Below are 19,768 nucleotides of genomic sequence, written 5' to 3'. Positions count from 1 at the left end.
TTTATTCTCAGGCAGGCGAAGATCGTCCCCTAAAAGAGGTCAAGATGGCAAGCTATAGTACAAATGAATTCAAATCGGGTCTCAAATTCATGCTGGATGGCGACCCATGCAGCATTATCGAAAATGAGTTCGTTAAACCCGGTAAAGGTCAGGCCTTTAATCGCGTTAAATTCCGTAACCTGAAAACCGGCCGCGTCAATGAACGCACATTCAAATCCGGTGATACCGTGGAAGGTGCTGACGTCATCGAAATCGATCTGGAGTACTCCTACAACGACAGTGAGTTCTGGTACTTTATGGACCCGACGTCCTTTGAACAGTATGCCGCTGATGCCAATGCGATTGCGGAATCCAAAGACTGGCTCAAAGAACAATATACTTACACCGTGACACTCTGGAATGGCGCACCTTTGCTGGTATCTCCGCCGAATTTCGTCAATCTCGCGGTGGTTGAAACTGATCCGGGTGTGCGTGGCGATACCTCAAGCGGTGGTGGTAAACCGGCCACGCTGGAAACCGGTGCCGTTGTGCGTGTGCCGCTGTTTATCGAAATCGGTGAAGTGCTGAAAGTCGATACCCGGACTTCATCCTACGTCGAACGCGCCAAGGATTGATGACAGAAACAGTCTGGCAACCCTCAGCCACCATCGACACCCTAAAACGGCGGGCTCAGCTTCTGGCTGATGTCCGCCGTTTTTTTGCCGAGCGTCATGTTCTGGAAGTTGATACCCCGGTGCTGTCGCAGGCCGCGCCAACAGCAACTTATCTCGACAGCTTCGAAACGTATTACCAGCCAGCCGGCAGTCAGCCGGTTTCTTACTATCTGCAGACTTCGCCCGAGTTCGCGATGAAACGTCTGCTCGCTGGGGGCAGTGGTGACATTTATCAAATCGCCAAAGTCTTTCGTCATGGTGAGCTGGGTCGGTGGCATAATCCGGAATTCACGATGCTGGAGTGGTATCGTCCGGCATTGGATTATGCCGGCCTGATGCAGGAAGTGGATCAGCTGCTGCAGCAGGTGGCAAATACCCCGGCGGCAATCAAAATGTCATACCACCAGGCATTTCAGCAGTATCTGCAGATGGATATTGAACAGCAGGACAGCAAGACCCTGAAACAGGCTGCGCATGCGGCAATCAGCCATCTGCCAGCAGACTGGCAGACGGATTATGACGGCTGGCTGGAGATGCTGATGAGTGAGGTGATTGAAACCGAACTTAAAGCTCTCGACAAGCCGGTCATCATTTATGACTTCCCCGCATCACAGGCGCAGTTGGCAAAAGTTTATCAAAACCCGCAAGGTATCGAGGTCGCGGCCCGGTTTGAGTTATACGCCGGTGGAATGGAATTGGCTAATGGTTACGATGAATGTCTTGATGCGGGCGAACTGCGCCGTCGTTTTGTGACCGATAACAGACGGCGAGCAGAGCAGAATAAAGCGCTCATGCCCATCGATAACCGGCTGTTGGCAGCGGTAGAGCAGGGGTTGCCGCCCTGTACCGGTGTCGCCCTGGGCCTGGACCGTCTGATGCTGTTGCTGGCTGAAAAAACCACCATTAGTGAGGTGGTCAGCTTTGGTTTTGAGCAAAGTTAAGCGATAATCCTGTGAAATCGGTCACGGAATGACATTATCGCCAGGGAACGCTTAGCCATAAGGACTCTGCAAAAATGGATGATCATTCACAGACTGTTGAACCGGATAACGACCTCTACAAAACGCTGCTGGAGTCGACCCGAGCCATTCCCTGGAAGCTCGACTGGCAGACTATGCAGTTTGTCTATATCGGCCCGCAAATCGAGGAACTGCTGGGCTGGGCGCCATCAAGCTGGGTGTCGGTCAATGACTGGGCCGAACGTATGCATCCTGATGATCAAAAATGGGTCGTCGATTTCTGTGTCTCCCAGTCCCAGTCCGGTAGCGATCACGAGGCCGATTACCGTGCACTGACCAAAGATGGTCACTATGTCTGGATCCGGGATGTGGTCCATGTGGCCCGCGACGAGAATGGTGAAGTGACCGCCCTTATCGGTTTTATGTTCGATATCAGCGAGCGTAAGGAAACCGAGCAGAAGCTGCTGGATCTGCAAAAAGAATTGGAGGAGCTGTCTTTCAAAGATGGCCTCACGGGCGTATCTAACCGACGCATGCTTGACTCGGTGCTGGAAGAAGAATGGGTCCGGGCCCGACGCGAACATCAGCCCCTGTCACTGCTGCTGATTGATATCGATTTTTTCAAACAATACAACGACTTTTACGGTCATATGCAGGGCGATGATTGCCTGATTAAGGTGGCACAGGTGTTGTCAGACGTCGCCACCCGTTCAAAAGATTTCTTTGCCCGTTTCGGGGGCGAGGAGTTTGTCATGGTGCTGCCGGAGACTGATGCTGAAGCGGCGCAGAAAATGGCTGAGCGTTGCCAGCAGTTTATTTTCAAACAACAGATCCCGCATGCACAGTCTGAAGTGTCTCAGTTGCTGACTATCAGCATTGGCACTGGCACTATCGTGCCTTCACACAAAGACGAACTGAGAGATTTTGTCGACCGTGTCGACCAGGCCTTGTATCAGGCCAAGCAGGCCGGGCGTAACCGAATTCAGGCAGCCTGATTATTATTGAATTTTGAGTGATTCATGCCCGTTAACGTAGTACAACTGGCTAAATTGAGCACGCTCTTTGTTGTGCTTGCTGCGCTGTTCTGGGGACTTTCCGGTGGTGTTGCGGCGTTACTCATGGCTTTTGGCTGGGATGCGCTGGTGGTGTCATTTTATCGTGGCGCGATTGGGCTGATGTTTGTCCTGGTCTGGCTGGCACTTCGACCCCGCCGCAGTGGTCTCAGCCAATGGCGTCTATGGACCTGGTCAGCCCTTGCCGGCATAGGTGTTGCCGGTAACTTTTCTTTCTACTTTCTGAGTATCAACGAGGGCAGTGTCGCCGTCGCTGCCACCCTGATGTACTGCGCGCCGGTATTTGTTTATCTCATTGCTTTTGCCTGCCGGCTGGAAAAACCGACATGGCAAAAATGGCTTGCCATGACAGTGGTGATGGCCGGGGTGATTTTGCTGACCGGTATCTACGCCCAGGATGCAGTGTCCACCACCAAGCTGGGCATTATTGCAGGGCTGTTATCCGGTTTGTCCTATGCGGTGTTTATCTTCGGTTTTAAATATGCCGCGCCACATGGCAGTCCCCAGGCGATCCTGACCATCGCTCTGGCTGTGCTGGTGGGCAGCTTGATCTGGCTGATTGATGTTGAACAGATGCTGGCTGTGCATGGCTCCACGAGCTGGCCATTATTTGCATTGCTGGGGATCTTTGGCGGTGGGCTGTCATTCATCCTCTATATTGTGGGGCTGAAATATACGGTGCCCTCGGTCGCCGCGGTGGTGGCCATGGTTGAGCCGGTCACAGCTTCATTGTTCGGTGTCGCCGTGTTAAATCAATCCCTCAGCGAGGTTCAGATTATCGGCATGACTTTAATTCTGGTCACGGTCACGCTGTTAAGCATTTATGCTGGTCGACGGCGGTCTGTGACGGATTAGCACCTGAACACCTGCCTGCTGATTAGTCGCCGGTTTGTTGTCACAGTATCTGTCGGCCATAATAGGGGCATGACTCCTGAATATTCCCTGACAATGAAACTCTCTCTCGCAGAGCCGCGAGCCAGCCATTACCGGGCGCTGTCATCCTGGATTACCGATGCCCGATCCTGTGTCCACTGGGCGGGGCCCGACTTCGGTTTTCCCTTTTCTGCAGAAGCCTTGCCTAAACTGCTACAGATGACAGATAGCCAGAGTTATTCACTGACCGACGCAGATGAGTCACTGATGGGCTTTGGTCAGTTCTGGCCCTGTGATGCCGAGACCGTACATCTGGGGCGGGTGATTATTAACCCGCTCTATCGCGGGCAGGGGCTGGGCAAGGCGCTGATTCAATTACTGATAATTGAAGCGACAGAGCGTCATCAGCCTGAGACCATCACGCTCAATGTGCTGAGGGACAATGCCAAAGCGCAGTACCTTTACCAGAAAATGGGCTTTGTGCCGATTGATGAACAGTCCAGCGACGACATGCTATTTATGACGCTGAGCAAACTCTGAAGCCAGCCACGGTGCCGGTATTGAATGCCTCCCAGTTCGCATCCGCCATAATCCCATAGTATTGTAGAGCGGTAACTTCTTTCCAAAAACAATCCGTTGGAGGCAAGAAATGATAAAAACGCAGCGTGCGCATTGTCTGGTCTTCGTGAGCCTGCTGCTGGCGGGCTGGCTGCTACCGGCCCAGGCACAAGATGACTTCAAACAACAGCGCGAAGCACTGGTCGAAGAGATTGCTCAGGATCTGCAAAGCACCGATGCGATCATCAAGGAATCCGAGCTTGACCCCAAGGTATTGGAAGCCATGCGTAGTGTGCCCCGTCATGAATTCGTGCCGCAGAAACACAGGCATCAGTCCTACCGAAACCGTCCCTTGCCTATTGGCTATGGTCAGACCATTTCGCAGCCGGCTATTGTGGCACTGATGACCAACCTGCTTGAGCTTGAGTCCACAGATAAAGCGCTGGAAATCGGCACTGGTTCCGGTTACCAGGCTGCCGTGCTGGCAGAACTGATTGACCGGGTCTACAGCATCGAAATTGTGCCGGAACTGGCCGGGAGAGCGGCGCAGGATCTGAAGCGGACCGGCTATGACAACGTGATTACCCGTGAGGGCGATGGTTACTATGGCTGGGAGGAGCAGGCACCATTTGATGCGATTATCGTGACCGCCGCTGCTGACCATATACCGCCCAGACTGCTCAAGCAGTTGAAGCCGGGCGGCAGAATGGTTATCCCGGTGGGCAGTCGCTTTATGGTGCAGCATCTGGTGCTGGTAAATAAGACAGAAGACGGTGACATTATCACCGAACAGTTGCTGCCGGTAAAATTCGTGCCACTGACCGGCGAACACTAGTACGGTCATGCATCCCGGTGCTGGCTATCTGCTGACAATCGCTGTTATATCAGGCGCGACACTGGCCTATGAAGTGCTGTTACTGCGCCTGTTTTCGCTGATCCAGTGGCATCACTTTGCCTTTATGGTGATCAGCCTTGCCTTGCTGGGGTATGGTGTGAGCGGGGTATTTCTGGCGTTGGCCCGGCAGGGCGTGAGCCGCCATTTTCCGAGAGTTATTCTCGCTAATATCCTGTTGCTGGGTATGGCCATGCCAGTATGTTTCCTGCTGGCACAGGCAATACCATTCAATCCGGCTCAATTATTATGGGATCCCTGGCAGCTGGTCTACTGGTTGGGCGTCTATCTCATCCTGGCCTTACCTTTCTTTTTTGCAGCCAATATTATCGGATTGTCTCTGTATCAATTCCGCACTGGCATCCCGACGCTCTACGCCGCTGACCTGTTGGGCGCCGCGCTGGGTAGCGTGGCTATTATTGCCCTGTTGTTTGTGATTGATGTTGAGCTTGTCCTTTGGGTTTTACCCTTGCTGGTGTTACTGGCCGGCCTGCTTCTGCTCAGTCGGTCGCCGCTCTGGGTGGGGACCGAAAGAAGAATCTGGCAAGCCGGTTTGCTGGTGGTTGCAACGGGAACGGTATTGACACTCCCCGGCGCGATGCAGCTCAATCTGTCCTCTTATAAGGGACTGAGTCAATTACTGACTGTGCCGGAAACACGGGTGTTGCAACGAAAATCCAGCCCGCTTGGGGTACTGAGTGTGGTGGAATCCAGACAGGTGCCACTGCGCTTCGCGCCGGGACTCAGTATCCTCAGTGACAGCCAGTTGCCCGAACAATTGGCGGTGTTCAGTGATGCCGATGCGATGACGGCGATCACTCGTTTTGACGGCGATATCGAAGCGCTCAGCTTCCTGGGGCAGACCAGTTCCGCGCTGCCTTATCAATTCAGAGCCATGGATGATGTGCTGGTGCTTGGTGCCGGGACTGGCAGTGATGTTTTGCAGGCCCTGCTGTTTCAGAGCCCGCATATTGATGCAGTCGAAGCCAATCCACAGATGATCGAACTGGTTCAGGATGATTACGCGGCTTATGCAGGCAATCTCTACAATCTACCTCAGGTCGAGGTGCATCAATCAGAGGCCCGGGCCTACATCACCAACACTGAGCGGCAATACGATTTGATCACCATGTCCTTTCTGAGTGGGGCGGGGACGACAGGCGGTTTGTATTCGATGAGTGAAAATTACCTGTTTACCGTCGAGTCGATATGTGACACGTTGTCACATCTCAGGCCAGGCGGATATCTCAGTATCACCCAGCCGGCGACCCTGCCACCGCGGGTGGTGCCCAAGCTGATCGCCACAGTGTCCGCAGCGCTGGATACAGAGACACTGACGCCGTCACAGAGCCTGATGCTGATAAGAAGCTGGCAAACAACCACCCTGGTCATTAAAAACGGTCGTATCAATGCTGAGGAAATCGGCCAGCTTAAGGCATTCAGCCAGCAGTTTAATTTTGATATTGCCTATTATCCCGGCATGACTGAACCAGTGGCCAACCGTTTCCATCAGTTGAAAGCGCCTTATTTCTATCAGGCGGCGACAGCCCTGTTAACCGGCGACCGGGATGGCTTTGTGGATGACTATAAATTTAACATTGCCCCTGCTACCGACAATCAACCCTATTTTTCGCAATTCTTCAAATGGGAAACGTTGCCGGAAATTCTGTCACTGCTCGATGCCGGTAGCATTTTCCTGCTGGAAAGCGGTTATTTGCTGTTGCTGGCAGCTCTGGTTCAGGCCATGCTCGCGAGTTTTGTCCTGTTATTACTGCCACTGTGGCTGTGGCGTCGTCGACGCAGAGATCGTGAACAGGCTCAGCCGCTGCATAAACGGGTACTGGCCTATTTCTTTGCGCTGGGACTGGCCTTTTTATTTGTCGAAATCGCCTTTATTCAGAAGTTTGTACTGATTCTGCACCATCCGGTCTATGCAGTGACCACCGTGATTGCCGGTTTTCTGCTGGCGGCAGGGCTAGGCAGTTACCTGTCCGGTCGACTCAGCCAGGTTCAGCCACGCAGTCAGGTGATAGCGGCGGTAATGGTCATGATTGTCCTAAGTGCAGTGTATTTGACCCATTATGCGGCCATTGCCCAGTTTCTGCTTGCCCAGTCGGATATTCTGCGTTATCTGCTGGCGATTCTGATGATTCTGCCACTGGGCTTTTGCATGGGGGTCCCATTCCCGGCTGCGATGAGCATGCTCGGACGTGAGCATGATGAGATGATTCCCTGGGCCTGGGGAATTAATGGCTTTGCCTCGGTAATGAGTCCCATCCTGGCGACCTTGATCGCGATACAGTTCGGCTTTCGCGTGCTGATTGCTGTGGCATTGCTTTTGTACCTGCTGACTGTCTGGCTGTTTCCTTCCAACCCCACCGAAGACCATGCTGTCCCGCTATCCGACTGAACGTTTATATCCTTAACGTGGACTGACTAGTCAGTACGTTAAGAAAACATTTACAGCAGAAGAGGAGTTAAGCAATGGTTAAGCAACTCGCGCCTTACCCGGAAAAACTAGCCAACTGCATGGTGAATTACCAGTACCTGGAAGAAGGGCTGAGGTTTTGTCTGTACCGCTGCCAGACTTTTATTCACCTGCGAGTTTCATCCGCTCTGGCCTATGAAGCGCCACTGAAAAGCATTGATGAAGCCGCCATGCCCCGCTTGATTGAACTGTTCAAACCCTTCAGTCGAAATGAGTCACTGATTCAAAAGCTGAGACTGGTCAATAATCATCGTGATTCTCTGGCGCATGAAGGCGGTCTCATCCAGACCGGTGATCAGACACCGGAAAACGAAAAAGCACTGGAAGCTTTTCTGATGGCAGCCGAAGAGTGCACCGCCTTGTTGCGGGAAGAGTCGAGCTATATTGATGAACAGGTCAAGCAGGAGTTCCAGCGGCTCAAACAGGATAAGGCATTGCCTGACATCGATATCATTCCGCCTTTGTAGAGGCTGGACATGACTGCCCGTCCATGTGGGCGGGCAAGTCTGTTTTAGTCCTGCATCAGTCCTGGCAGCCATAAGCTGATTTGCGGGAAGGCAATCATCAGAGCCAGTACGATGATCTGTAGCACCACAAACGGTATGATGCCTTGATAAATCGACTGCAGTTTAAGCGTGGGGGGCGCACTGGCTTTAAGGTAGAACAGGGAAAAGCCAAATGGCGGCGTTAAAAACGAGGTCTGCAGATTAAGGGCGATTAGCAGGGCAAACCACAGTGGATCCAGTCCCATATGAACGGCAACCGGGGCGATCACCGGTACCACGATAAAGCAGATTTCAATAAAGTCGAGGAAGAAACCGAGCAGGAATATCAGCAGCATGCTCAGAATCAGAAAGGTCCACTTACCACCCGGCAGGCCGCTGAAGATATCCAGGATCAGCCTGTCACCGCCCATGCCCACAAACACCAGACCGAAAGCCGTGGCGCCGATAAAGATGATGAACACCATGCTGGTCAGTCGCGTGGTTTTCTGCATGGCCTCGCGCAGATTACCGAGATTAAGACGCTTATGCAGTGCTGCCAGGATCATGGCGCCCAATGCACCCACTGCCGCGGATTCGGTGGGAGAGGCCACGCCGAAGAAAATAGAGCCCAGTACCGCGATAATTAGAAATAATGGGGGCAACAGACTTTTAATCACGGCCAGCGCCAGACCGGTATCAAATTCTTCAGTCGCATTCATGGCCGGTGCCAGCTCAGGCTTACGCCAGGCAATCCAGACGATATAGAGAATATAACCTGCGATCAACAGGGCTCCAGGAATGGTCGCGGCAATAAACAGTTCACCGACCGGCACCCCAATCACATCACCCAGCAGAATCAGAATGATACTGGGCGGAATAATCTGTCCCAGTGTCCCGGAAGCGGCAATGGTGCCACTGGCCAGCGAGGGCGCGTAACCGCGCTTAAGCATCACCGGTAAGGCAATGACTGCCATGGTGACGACCGAGGCGCCCACAACACCCGTGGTGGCCGCGAGCAACGCGCCGACCACAACCACGGAAATGGCCAAGCCCCCGCGAACCTTGCCAAATAGCCGCCCCATGGTATCGAGGAGTTCTTCAGCAATTCCCGACTTCTCCAGCAGCACGCCCATAAATACGAACAGTGGCACTGCCAGCAACGTGAAGTTGGTCATAATGCCCCAGATGCGGAATGGCAGCAGCTCGAAGAAGCCCATGCCCAGGAAAATGCTGCCAAAAGCGAGGGCGATAGCGCCCAAAGTAAAGGCCACCGGGTAGCCTGCCAGTAACAGCAGGAACAGCACGGCGAACATGGCGAGAGCCCAGTATTCCATCAGCGGCTCTCCTTGTGACGTAACACTTCGACCTGCTTCAGCAGTTCAGCCAAGCCCTGCAGCATCAGCATGACAAAAGCAACCAGGATGGCACCTTTCAGTATGAATCGGTGGGGCAGGCCGCCGGGATCGGGCGAGCCTTCTCGATAATTGAAGGCGTTTTCAACAAAAGGCCAGGTGGTGAAAAGAATTAAAAAGCAGAATGGAAACAGGAACAGACAGGTGCCTAGAATGCTGATCCAGGCGCGACCACGGTCTGAAACGAAGCGGCTCTGATAAAGAATGTCGACACGCACGTGGTCATCATGTTTCATGGTGTAGGCACCACCGAGCAGAAACATCAGAGCGAACAGATGCCATTCCAGTTCCTGCAGCGCCACTGATCCCTGCTGGAACAAATAGCGCATGGCTACGTCATAACAGATGAGTAAAACCATGGCCAATACCAGCCAGGACACGGCTTTACCGGTGGTCTCGGTGAATCTGTCTATACCTGCAATCAGGCAGGCCGCCGATAATTTCATTTCAAATTCATTAATCTTGATTACAATCGGCTAAGTGTCCCACAATCCGGCTTCAAGCTCTAGGGCCAGTGAAGTGGTAAAGTAAGCTCAGGATTCTACATGGAGAAAAGCAATGGATAACGAAACGGTCAAAAAGAATGTCAGTAACAAAAATCAGTGGCTGCGGATTCTATACATGCTTCTGTTTGCCGTCATTCTCTATCTGGTGATGATGCTGGTTACGGTGGTGGTGATTGTTCAGTTGCTGTTTGCGCTGTTTACGGGCAAACCCAATGACGATATCGGGGATTTTGCCGACGATCTGTCTAAATATGTCTACCGGATTGTAGCGTTTCTGACCTATACCGATGATCGCCGTCCTTTTCCGTTTGATAACTGGGAACAGGAAGACGACAGTGCTGAGGACGATGATGACGATTATTCACAGTCAGTAGAAAACATGGGCGATACCGGTCAGCCCGGTGGTGATAAACGCAGTGATCCCAATCAGAAATAAACGATAAACAAAGGATATAAGCAACCCATGTTGATGGTGATTTCCCCCGCAAAGACGCTGGACTTCGACACCGACCCTGTCACCAAAGACGCCAGTCAGCCTCGCTTTCTGGATGACTCGGCCAGGCTTATAGACAGACTGAGGAAGATGAGCACCGCTGACATCGCCAGTCTGATGAAGCTCAGCGATAAACTTGCCGGCCTCAATGCGGCTCGTTATGAGTCCTGGCATACGCCGTTCAACGCCGACAATGCCAAACAGGCCGTGCTGGCATTCAAAGGTGATGTCTACACCGGACTGGATGCGGAAAGCCTGGATAAAGCGGGTTTTGACTATGCGCAACAGCATCTCCGGATTCTTTCCGGTCTTTATGGCGTGCTTAAGCCACTGGATCTGATTCAGCCTTACCGGCTGGAAATGGGGACCAGACTGGATAATGAGGCTGGCAAGGACTTGTATGCCTTCTGGGACGGGAAGCTGCGTGAATCCTTACAACAGGAAGCAGGACTAAAAGATGGTGTGTTGATTAATCTTGCTTCTAATGAATACTTCAAGGCGATACAGGCCAAAAAACTGGATGCCCGGATTATTACCCCGGTATTCAAGGACTGGAAAAACGGCCAGTATAAAATGATCAGCTTCTACGCCAAGAAAGCCCGTGGGTTGATGAGTCGTTATATTATCGATCATCAGTTATCTGATCCGGAGTCGATTAAACGCTTCGATTACGATGGATATCGCTTCAGTGATGAGATGTCAAAAGGGGACGACTGGGTGTTTATTCGTGACCATGAATAATGACTAAGTTATGCCGATGTTTTCATGGAAGAGACAATGGATCAATAAACCGCTGCTAGTCATGATGTTGCTGGCAGCGGCTTTTCCGGTTCTGGGCGCGGATGAGCGATTGTCTCTGACCAGCAATGAGAAAAAATGGCTAGAAAATGTAGAGGTTATCCGTCTCTGCAGCGATCCTGACTGGATGCCCTATGAGGCTATTGACGAAGCAGGGCAGCATGTTGGCATTATGTCCGGCTTCCATGCGCTGTGGGCGGAGATGATAGGTAAGCCGGTAGAGATTCAACGGACTGACAGTTGGGATCAGGCACTGGAATTCATGCAGCAGAAAAAATGTGATGTTTTATCCAGCGCTCAGGATGTCCCCAGTCGTCGTGGTTACTTGCGGGTCACCCGACCCTTTATCAAATACCCTTTTGCCATTGCTACCCAGCCTGACCAGCAGTTTATTATCAATATGCTGCCAATTAGGGACAAAACCTTCGCCATGGTCAGAGGCTATGCCGCTGTCGAAATGATGCGTGAGACCTACCCGCAAATCAGCCTGATGCTGGTTGACTCTGCCCAAGCCGGACTCAAACTGGTAGAGAAAGGGCAGGTCTACGGTTTTATCGACACGGTTCCCAGTATTAACTTTCAAACGCTCAAGCACGGTATTTCTCACATCAAAATCAGTGGTGTACTGGATAAGCAATATTCGATGTCGGTCGGGGTGCGACGAGACCTGCCGTTGCTGTTGTCAATCTATAACAAGGCAATAGCCGAGACACATGAGGTGGACCGACAGCAGATTCTGAATAACTGGCTGTCGCTGGAGTTTGACTACAAAATGAATCCAACACGGATCTGGCAGCTTCTGGCCGGTGTTGTGCTTTTGTCCAGCCTGTTTTTCTTCCACTACTACACGATAAGACGAGCTAACCGACAGTTACAGCAGGCCAACAGAAAACTGGAACGTATCTCTCAACACGATCACCTGACAGGCATGCCCAATCGCCTCTATTTGCAACAGGCGTTCGAATACGAACTGGAACGCTATCACCGTTACGGGCATGTTTTCGCATTACTGCTAATGGATATTGACCATTTCAAACGGATTAATGATGCTTTCGGACATGTTTTCGGTGATGAGGTTTTGAAAACAATGGCGGATTTGTTGTCAGAAAATGTACGTGGCAGCGATATTGCGGGTCGTTGGGGAGGCGAAGAGTTTCTCATCCTCTGTCCGGAAACCGATCTACAGGGTGCCAGGTCACTGGCAGAGCAGCTGCGGAAACTGATTGCTCAGACCGATTTTGGTGCTGATGACATGGTCATTACCGCCAGTTTTGGTGTCACCGATTTCCGCGATGATGAGATGATTGAAGACTGTATAAAACGTGCAGATCAGGCGCTCTATCAAGCCAAACACAGCGGGCGTAACCAGACCATCAGTTTTTAGTGTCATGAAACGTTTGTTTTTTGCTTTATGGCCAGATGAGCAGACTCGTGCTGAAATTGACGCGCTCAATCAGTCGATTGAACAGCCAGGTCGCAGATTGGTACCCGAGAACCTGCACATGACCCTGGTATTTCTGGGAAATGTCGATGATGCGACTGCGGACGCTTTGCGGCGCGAAGCAGCTGATATCCAGGGCCGTCCGATACGATTACAGTTTGATGAACTCGACTTCTGGCAACGACCGCGGGTGTTGTGTCTGACCTGTCGGCGGCAACCGAAACCGCTCTACACATTGGTGAATGCTTTGAGCAGAATGGTTGAAGCTTACCCGGTCAGCCTGGTGGAAAGACGTCATTACCGTGCGCATATCACCCTGGCACGTAAAGCACAGAAGCGTCCGAGGATAAAGTTTCAGCCGATTAATTTCTGCGCTGATCATTTTGTTCTGGTCGAGTCGGTATCGACGGGGCAGGGCGTCAAATATCAGGTGCTTGAAAAGTGGCCCTTGCGGTTGAACTAGTTAGCCACGGTGCTGAAAAATGGCGGGTTCGGCTTCCCAGGTTGGTGAAGTACTGAACCAAAATTCCTGTTTAACGCCAAGTAATCGGTAGAGCCCTTCAGGCAGATCTTTCTTAATAGTGCAGATATCGGGCTGCACGTAGGCATAGCTCATCACACCATGAATATAGTGATAAACCAGCCGCGCCTGCTGTTCCATATCACCGGTGCGTTCCAGATAACCACCGGCATCCAGTGACTTTATCAGAGCGAGGTTGTAGGTGATGGCCATTTGCGACAGATTTTTCAATGCTTCCAGCACTTTTTGATCGTCGGTACCGATCTGGGCGCCGGCATTGAAAAATGGACAGCCGCGAACACTATTATCACTGAGTTTGGAGCGGAACAGGAACTGAATCAGGTTTTCCAATTGTTCCAGCGGGCTGTTGACGGGGGAGAATATGTTGTCGAGGTCTTTCTTGATAACTTGCCAGTAAAAAGTGGTGGCTTCACAGAAAAGGTTAGCTTTGGACTCGAAGTGATGATAAAACGCGCCCTTAGTCACACCGGCCTGTTTGCAGATCTCATTGACGCCTACCACGCTGTAATTGCTTTGCCAGATCAGCGCCAGTGCCGTTTCCAGCAATTTTTCTTTAGTTTCTACAACAGACATCTTGTTCGCTACATGAAAAGTTGATGCCCAGTATAAATACCATACGGTTTGTGTGGCAAGGAAAATGTCATCATTTTGTTATATATTTTTGCGCAGCGGCGGGATACTTAAAATAACTGCCTTCTGATAACAGTCTTATTTTAAATCAATAACATATCTGTTATTGAGGTTCGTGTTTAGCGCACAAAACACGGCTTGACTTGACGTGCATACCGACCGGTATGTAAGCTTTCGCTTCTGCATTCCGCTTCGGAATGGTTTCAAGGATGGTCAGCACTGCCGACAAGGCGGTGGGAGATAAAGCATGTCAAATACATCATCTAAACGTCAGTCTCGCGGCTGGTTCAAACTGAGCCTGCTGCTAATGCTCTCTATTGCCGCAGCTGCCGTTTATTTCAATATCGCCAATAGTGAACAGACCGAGGATACGGCTGCAGCTGCGCCGCCCCCTCCCGTGGCGGAGTTTATCACCGTTGCGCCACAGGACGTTCGGATCTGGACGGGTTTTTCCGGTCGACTGAGTGCGGTGGATATGGCTGAAATAAAGCCACTGGTAGGCGGCGAACTTCAACAGGTCTTGTTTGAAGACGCGCAACAGGTAGAAAAAGGCGATCTGTTGTTTGTGATTGACCCGCGCCCTTACCAGGCAGCGGTCAAACGTGCTGAAGCCCAACTGACGTCAGCCCGCTCCCGCGCCAAGTTGGCTGAAGATGAACTTAAGCGCAGTGAACAACTGGTTAAAAAGAAACTGGTATCGGAAAGTGTGTTTGATGCAGCGAAAAACGAGTTTCAAGTTGCGACTGCTTCTATTGAAGAGGCCAGCAGCGCATTGGCACAGGCCAAACTGAATCTGGATTACTGTTTTATCCGCGCGCCCTTCAGCGGTCAGGTCAGTCGTGCTGAACTGACGGTGGGTAACATTATCGAAACCTCACCTAACGCGCCGGTGCTGACTACGCTGGTCGCCAATGACAAGCTCTATGCCGAGTTTGATGTTGATGAGCAGACCTATCTCAGAACAGTGCGCCGTAGTCAGGGTGACAAAGTCATGCCGGTGGCGATGACACTGGCAGCGGATAGCAGTGTGACTTACCAGGGGCAGATCCACTCTTTTGATAATCAACTCGACACCAGCAGCGGCACTATTCGCGCCAGAGCGATTTTTGAAAATAGTGATGGTGCGTTGACGCCGGGTATGTATGCCAATGTGCGCCTTGGTACTGCAGAGCCACAATCGGTCATGCTGGTACCGGAACGTGCGGTTGGCACCAACCAGGACAAAAAATTCGTCTATGTCATTAATGATGATGACGTCGTGAGTTATCACCAGGTCACGCTTGGCGCCCATCATGAGGGCAGTCGTATTGTGCTGTCAGGTTTGCAAAGCGGCGACCGTGTTGTCGTTAATGGTCTGTCGCATATTCGCCCTGACAGCAAGGTCACAGCCAAACCAGCCGATACTCAGCAAGTCGCTGCTACTGAATAAGCACCGACAGCGCAATTAGCTTTCTGAACGAAGGAACGCGATGAATATTTCCAAGTTTTTTGTGGACCGTCCGATCTTTGCCGGTGTTCTGTCCATGCTCATTTTTATTGCTGGACTTATCTCAATGTTCCAGCTGCCTATCTCGGAATATCCCGAAGTGGCACCACCGTCAGTCGTCGTCAATGCCTCGTTCCCCGGTGCCAATCCCAAAGTCATTGCCGAGACAGTCGCCCGGCCGCTGGAAGAGCAACTGAGCGGTGTGGAGAACATGCTCTATATGTTCTCACAGGCGACTTCAGATGGCCGCATGACGCTGACTGTGACCTTCAAGATCGGCACCGACCCGGACCTGGCCCAGCAGATGGTGCAAAACCGGGTGACCCAGGCCACGCCGCGTCTGCCGGAAGTGACCCGCCAGTTAGGTGTGACCGTGGTCAAGAGCTCCCCCGATCTGACCATGGTGGTGCATTTGATCTCGCCGGATAAGCGCTATGATGAGCTGTATCTGCGTAACTATGCGCTGATGCACGTCAAGGATGAACTGGCCAAAGTCGAAGGGGTAGGACAGGTACGCCTGTTCGGTTCCGGTGACTATGCGATGCGGATCTGGCTCAACCCGGAGAAAGTCGCGGAAAGAGGGCTGACAGCGACCGATGTGGTTAATGCTATCCGTGAACAGAACGTCCAGGTCGCGGCGGGGCTGATTGGTGGGGCACCAATGGATGATGCGGTTGAATTACAATTGCCGATCAATGCCAAGGGCCGACTGGAAACCCCCGAAGAGTTCGAGGAAATCATTATCCGTGCCGGTGACGCGGGTCAGATCACCCGACTCAAGGATGTCGCCCGGGTCGAGCTGGAAGCGTCCGAGCATAGTCTCAATTCCATGCTCAATAATCAGCCGGCGGTGGCGATCCCGATCTTTCAGTCACCAGGCGCTAATGCGATTCAGATTTCTGATAACGTACGTGCCACGATGGCTGACCTTAAGCAACGTTTCCCTGAGGGTGTTGATTACGAAGTCGTCTATGACCCGACGGTATTCGTTAAAGAGTCAATTCGTGCGGTGATCAAAACCCTGCTGGAAGCACTGTTGCTCGTTGTCATTGTCGTGGTGGTATTCCTGCAAACCTGGCGTGCCTCATTGATTCCACTGCTGGCGGTACCGGTGTCGATTATCGGTACCTTTGCGGTGATGCACCTGTTCGGCTTTTCGATTAACACGCTGTCCCTGTTTGGTCTGGTACTGGCGATCGGTATCGTGGTCGATGATGCGATCGTGGTGGTGGAAAACGTTGAGCGTAATATCGAATCGGGGCTGTCACCGTTGGAAGCCAGTTACCAGGCCATGCGTGAAGTCAGCGGACCGATTATCGCGATTTCCCTGACCCTGGTAGCGGTGTTTGTGCCGATTGCCTTTGTCAGCGGCCTGACCGGCCAGTTCTATCAGCAGTTTGCGATGACTATTGCGATATCCACGGTCATTTCAGCGATAAACTCGCTGACGTTGAGCCCGGCCTTATCAGCTTTGTTATTACGGGGGCATGATGCACCCAAGGATCGGCTCACCCGGGTTATCGATTTTCTTTTCGGCTGGTTCTTTAAACTGTTCAACCGCGGATTCAAACGGGCCTCGCATGGCTATTCCAATTCCGTGGCCGGTCTGTTGCGCCATAAAACCATTTCCGTGGTGATTTATGCCGTTCTGCTCGGCTTTACCGCTTATGGCCTCAATGCTTTGCCGAAGGGCTTTGTGCCGGCACAGGACAAGCAGTATCTCATCAGCTTTGCACAATTACCGGATGGTGCCTCTCTGGCACGAACCGAGGAAGTGATTCGTGAAATGGGACGTATTGCGCTCGAAGAACCGGGGGTTGCCAATGCAGTGCAGTTCCCCGGTCTGTCGGTCAATGGCTTTACCAATAGTCCCAGTGCCGGCATCGTGTTTGTACCACTGGACTCCTTTGATGAGCGGACTGATCCGAGCCTGTCGGCGGGCGCCATCGCCGGTCGGCTGCAGGCCAAGTTTGCGCAGATTGAGGAAGCCTTTATTGCGATTTTCCCACCACCACCCGTGCGGGGGCTGGGGACTACCGGTGGTTTCAAATTGCAGATAGAGGACCGTGCCGATCTGGGTTATGAAAAACTGGCCGAAGCGGTAGATCAGACGCTGCAACAGGCCTGGCAGAGCCCGGCGCTGACCAGTGTCTATTCCAACTACGAAATCAATGTACCGCAGCTTTATGCTGATCTGGATCGCACCAAGGCCAAGCAACTGGGGCTGAACGTCAAGGAAATCTTCGACACCATGCAGATTTACCTGGGCTCGCTGTATATCAACGATTTCAATCAGTTTGGTCGAACCTATCAGGTGATCGCGCAGGCGGATGCGCCTTATCGTAACAGCCCGGATGATGCACTTAATCTCAAGGTGCGTAATACCCAGGGTGAGATGGTGCCACTGGGCAGCGTGATTGATATGAAGGAGAGCTATGGTCCCGAGAGTGCGGCGCACTATAACGGGTATCTCGCTGCTGACCTCAATGGTAACGCAGCACCGGGCTACTCCAGTGGTCAGGCGCAGGATGCGATCAGCGAGATCCTCGAAGAGACACTGCCCCCGGGCATGGTATTCGAATGGACCGATCTGACTTATCAGCAGGTGTTGAGCGGTAACACCGCGATGTATATCTTCCCGCTGTGTCTGTTGCTGGTGTTCCTGGTACTGGCGGCGCAATATGAAAGTCTGATTTTACCGCTGGTGGTCATTACCATTGTGCCGTTATCAATTTTGGCCGCTGTTTTCGGCGTCTGGGTCACTGATGGGGACAGTAATATCTTTACTCAGATCAGTTTCTTTGTATTGGCGGGGCTGGCGAGCAAGAATGCGATTCTGATCGTGGAATTCGCACGGGAGCTGGAAATCAACGGCATGCAGACGGTCAAGGCGGCAATCAAAGCCAGTCGTATGCGTCTGCGTCCGATTCTGATGACTTCGTTCGCCTTCATTATGGGCGTGGTGCCGATGGTGCTGTCGACCGGTGCCGGTTCCGAAATGCGTAATGATATCGGTATTACTGTGTTTTCAGGCATGCTCGGGGTGACTTTCTTCGGCCTGTTCTTTACCCCGATTTTTTACGTGCTATTGCGTAAGCTGGAAGGTAACCGCCGTTACCACAGTCATGTGGTGATGCAGTAGTAAACGGCTCTCAGCGGCGGGCGGTCAAAGTATGGCCGCCCACCGTTGATAATAACAATGCCCCGGTAGGGTCGAAATCCAGTCGTTTCACTTCACTCAATAAAGCCAGAAAACGCTGTTCCTGTTTCATCAGTGCCGGTGCACAGCTTTTGCGGGTAGCGATAGGATCAGCGATATCCAGTTGTTCACTGAACTCATAAGCGGTGGTGTACTGATTACAACTGGCATGGCCGGACAAGCGTCCTTCGCTGTCAAACTGCATGGTGACCCGGCTGAAATCAATCAGTCCCTGGCCATCAATATCCTCGACAACCCATTCTTTGCCTGTCAGTAGGGCATAGCTATCACCACCACAGCCCGTGAGATGCAGTTCACCATAATGAAGCTCCACATGCTGGGGATAGGGGCGGCCGCTCATACTGTCGCGGCATAAGCTGCTCAGCACATTCACTTTGAGTAGCGGCACGTTGGCTTCAGAGTGAAGCACAAAACCGCTGTGAGTGAGATTGAGTTCCGGGTAGGGCATGACCAGATGCTGTTGACCATAATTCCAGTCCAGCACCACTTCATCCACATTGGCCGACAAAGTCCAGCCAGGTTCATTGCCATGCGCACGAAAAGGGAATAAAGCCAGAATATCCTCGCTGACCCTGGCACAGGTCGGCCATTCAAAGTCCGCCATGGATAATTTGGCTTCAATGCCCTTGTTCCAGAATACGACTTTGCCGTCAGCTGACTGGTATTTGGCGCCTGAAGCTGAAATAACCGGTATCAAATGGTAGGCATCATCGTGGATATGTAGCTGGGCGGATTGCCCCTGTTCAACTAACTTCAGGGTTTTGTTGCCGCACAGGAAAAGCTGAGGTTTATTCTTCTTGAGAGATAGCACGGGTTGTAGTAATGCTTTACCGAGCCGGGATTCTTTGGTGGCGCGGTTGACCGAATAGAGCTGACTGTTTGTCCAGCGATGGCCTTCGGCATCCTGATAAATAATGCGCAGAATATACGGCGTGCCTATCTGCAACTGATCGCGGAAAACCCGGAGCTTGAAAGGAACAGGTTGTTGCGGTTTTTCCAGTGCTGTTTCTTTCTCGACAATCATGGCATTGCCGTCAGGCAGTGCCGTCAAATTTTCCAGTCTCAGCGTCAGACTACTGCCACTTTTACCGTTTATTTTGCCGACAGTATCAATCACACCGCTGATGAGCAGTGCCTGGCTATCACTGGTTTCTGAAGCAGTTTGATCACATGCGGCGACAGAAAGTAACAGACACAGACTGAATATCGAACAGCTCAAGCGGTGCATAGCTCATCATCCTGATAAGAGTTCCAGATTTG

At 52.0% G+C, this 19,768-nt stretch carries 18 protein-coding genes; 14 read left to right on the top strand and 4 right to left on the bottom strand.

Annotated elements, in window-relative coordinates; all coding sequences use genetic code 11:
- Positions 1-44 precede the first annotated feature (44 nt).
- The 8 genes from efp to OMQ46_RS10090 all read left to right on the top strand — a co-directional run bounded on the left by efp (position 45) and on the right by OMQ46_RS10090 (position 7,963).
- Positions 45-614, top strand: a complete 570-nt coding sequence (gene efp, locus OMQ46_RS10125; RefSeq protein WP_266236675.1) for an elongation factor P — start codon at positions 45-47, stop codon at positions 612-614.
- Positions 614-1,594 carry an EF-P lysine aminoacylase EpmA gene (gene epmA / locus OMQ46_RS10120; RefSeq protein WP_266236674.1) on the top strand — a complete coding sequence of 327 codons (981 nt, stop codon included), beginning with the start codon at positions 614-616 and terminating at the stop codon, positions 1,592-1,594. Before efp ends, epmA begins: the two co-directional genes overlap by 1 nt.
- Positions 1,595-1,668: 74 nt before the next feature.
- The gene (locus tag OMQ46_RS10115; RefSeq protein WP_266236673.1) at positions 1,669-2,607 is read left to right on the top strand and encodes a sensor domain-containing diguanylate cyclase; all 939 of its coding nucleotides are present in this window, start codon (positions 1,669-1,671) and stop codon (positions 2,605-2,607) included.
- A gap of 24 nt (positions 2,608-2,631) precedes the next feature.
- Complete coding sequence (locus tag OMQ46_RS10110) at positions 2,632-3,540, top strand: DMT family transporter (protein ID WP_266236672.1); 909 nt, start codon at positions 2,632-2,634, stop codon at positions 3,538-3,540.
- A gap of 93 nt (positions 3,541-3,633) precedes the next feature.
- A complete protein-coding gene (locus OMQ46_RS10105; protein ID WP_266236671.1) occupies positions 3,634-4,098 on the top strand; it encodes a GNAT family N-acetyltransferase in 465 nt (154 codons plus the stop codon).
- Positions 4,099-4,207: 109 nt separating this feature from the next.
- Positions 4,208-4,951: a protein-L-isoaspartate(D-aspartate) O-methyltransferase gene (locus OMQ46_RS10100; RefSeq protein WP_266236670.1), complete on the top strand. Its 744-nt coding sequence runs from the start codon at positions 4,208-4,210 to the stop codon at positions 4,949-4,951.
- 7 nt (positions 4,952-4,958) lie between these two features.
- Entirely contained in the window at positions 4,959-7,418 is a 2,460-nt protein-coding gene (locus OMQ46_RS10095; protein WP_266236669.1) for an SAM-dependent methyltransferase, read from the top strand.
- Positions 7,419-7,492: 74 nt separating this feature from the next.
- Positions 7,493-7,963, top strand: coding sequence for a hypothetical protein (locus tag OMQ46_RS10090; protein WP_266236667.1), 471 nt, complete (start codon positions 7,493-7,495; stop codon positions 7,961-7,963).
- Positions 7,964-8,007: 44 nt separating this feature from the next.
- Here OMQ46_RS10090 and OMQ46_RS10085 read toward each other — a convergent pair whose 3' ends face one another.
- Together OMQ46_RS10085 and OMQ46_RS10080 are read right to left on the bottom strand one after the other, a co-directional pair.
- Positions 8,008-9,315 (bottom strand): TRAP transporter large permease, encoded by a 1,308-nt coding sequence (locus OMQ46_RS10085; RefSeq protein ID WP_266236666.1) that lies wholly within the window; start codon positions 9,313-9,315, stop codon positions 8,008-8,010.
- Positions 9,315-9,839, bottom strand: coding sequence for a TRAP transporter small permease subunit (locus OMQ46_RS10080; RefSeq protein WP_266236665.1), 525 nt, complete (start codon positions 9,837-9,839; stop codon positions 9,315-9,317). The genes OMQ46_RS10085 and OMQ46_RS10080 overlap by 1 nt, the downstream gene beginning before the upstream one ends.
- A 112-nt stretch (positions 9,840-9,951) precedes the next feature.
- Between OMQ46_RS10080 and OMQ46_RS10075 the strand changes: the two genes are divergently transcribed.
- From OMQ46_RS10075 to thpR, 4 genes are read left to right on the top strand one after another with little or no spacing between them, the layout of a single operon-like run.
- Complete coding sequence (locus OMQ46_RS10075) at positions 9,952-10,335, top strand: DUF4389 domain-containing protein (protein WP_266236664.1); 384 nt, start codon at positions 9,952-9,954, stop codon at positions 10,333-10,335.
- 27 nt (positions 10,336-10,362) lie between these two features.
- A complete protein-coding gene (gene yaaA, locus OMQ46_RS10070; RefSeq protein WP_266236663.1) occupies positions 10,363-11,133 on the top strand; it encodes a peroxide stress protein YaaA in 771 nt (256 codons plus the stop codon).
- A 10-nt stretch (positions 11,134-11,143) separates the two neighbouring features.
- Complete coding sequence (locus OMQ46_RS10065; RefSeq protein ID WP_266236662.1) at positions 11,144-12,574, top strand: diguanylate cyclase; 1,431 nt, start codon at positions 11,144-11,146, stop codon at positions 12,572-12,574.
- A gap of 4 nt (positions 12,575-12,578) precedes the next feature.
- Entirely contained in the window at positions 12,579-13,094 is a 516-nt protein-coding gene (gene thpR, locus OMQ46_RS10060; RefSeq protein WP_266236661.1) for an RNA 2',3'-cyclic phosphodiesterase, read from the top strand.
- Here the strand turns inward: thpR and OMQ46_RS10055 are convergent, their stop codons facing one another.
- Positions 13,095-13,745, bottom strand: a complete 651-nt coding sequence (locus OMQ46_RS10055; protein ID WP_266236659.1) for a TetR/AcrR family transcriptional regulator — start codon at positions 13,743-13,745, stop codon at positions 13,095-13,097.
- Between the two features lie 304 nt (positions 13,746-14,049).
- Between OMQ46_RS10055 and OMQ46_RS10050 the strand changes: the two genes are divergently transcribed.
- Together OMQ46_RS10050 and OMQ46_RS10045 are read left to right on the top strand one after the other, a co-directional pair.
- The gene (locus OMQ46_RS10050; RefSeq protein ID WP_266236656.1) at positions 14,050-15,231 is read left to right on the top strand and encodes an efflux RND transporter periplasmic adaptor subunit; all 1,182 of its coding nucleotides are present in this window, start codon (positions 14,050-14,052) and stop codon (positions 15,229-15,231) included.
- A gap of 40 nt (positions 15,232-15,271) precedes the next feature.
- Positions 15,272-18,430 (top strand): efflux RND transporter permease subunit, encoded by a 3,159-nt coding sequence (locus OMQ46_RS10045; protein ID WP_266236655.1) that lies wholly within the window; start codon positions 15,272-15,274, stop codon positions 18,428-18,430.
- A gap of 10 nt (positions 18,431-18,440) precedes the next feature.
- Here OMQ46_RS10045 and OMQ46_RS10040 read toward each other — a convergent pair whose 3' ends face one another.
- Entirely contained in the window at positions 18,441-19,736 is a 1,296-nt protein-coding gene (locus tag OMQ46_RS10040; RefSeq protein WP_266236654.1) for an META domain-containing protein, read from the bottom strand.
- Between the last annotated feature and the right edge of the window lie 32 nt (positions 19,737-19,768).

It is taken from the genome of Methylophaga sp. OBS1 (assembly GCF_026319365.1).
The sequence above is the reverse complement of the archived record's forward strand: the minus strand, read 5'-3'. Positions and strand labels throughout refer to the sequence as shown.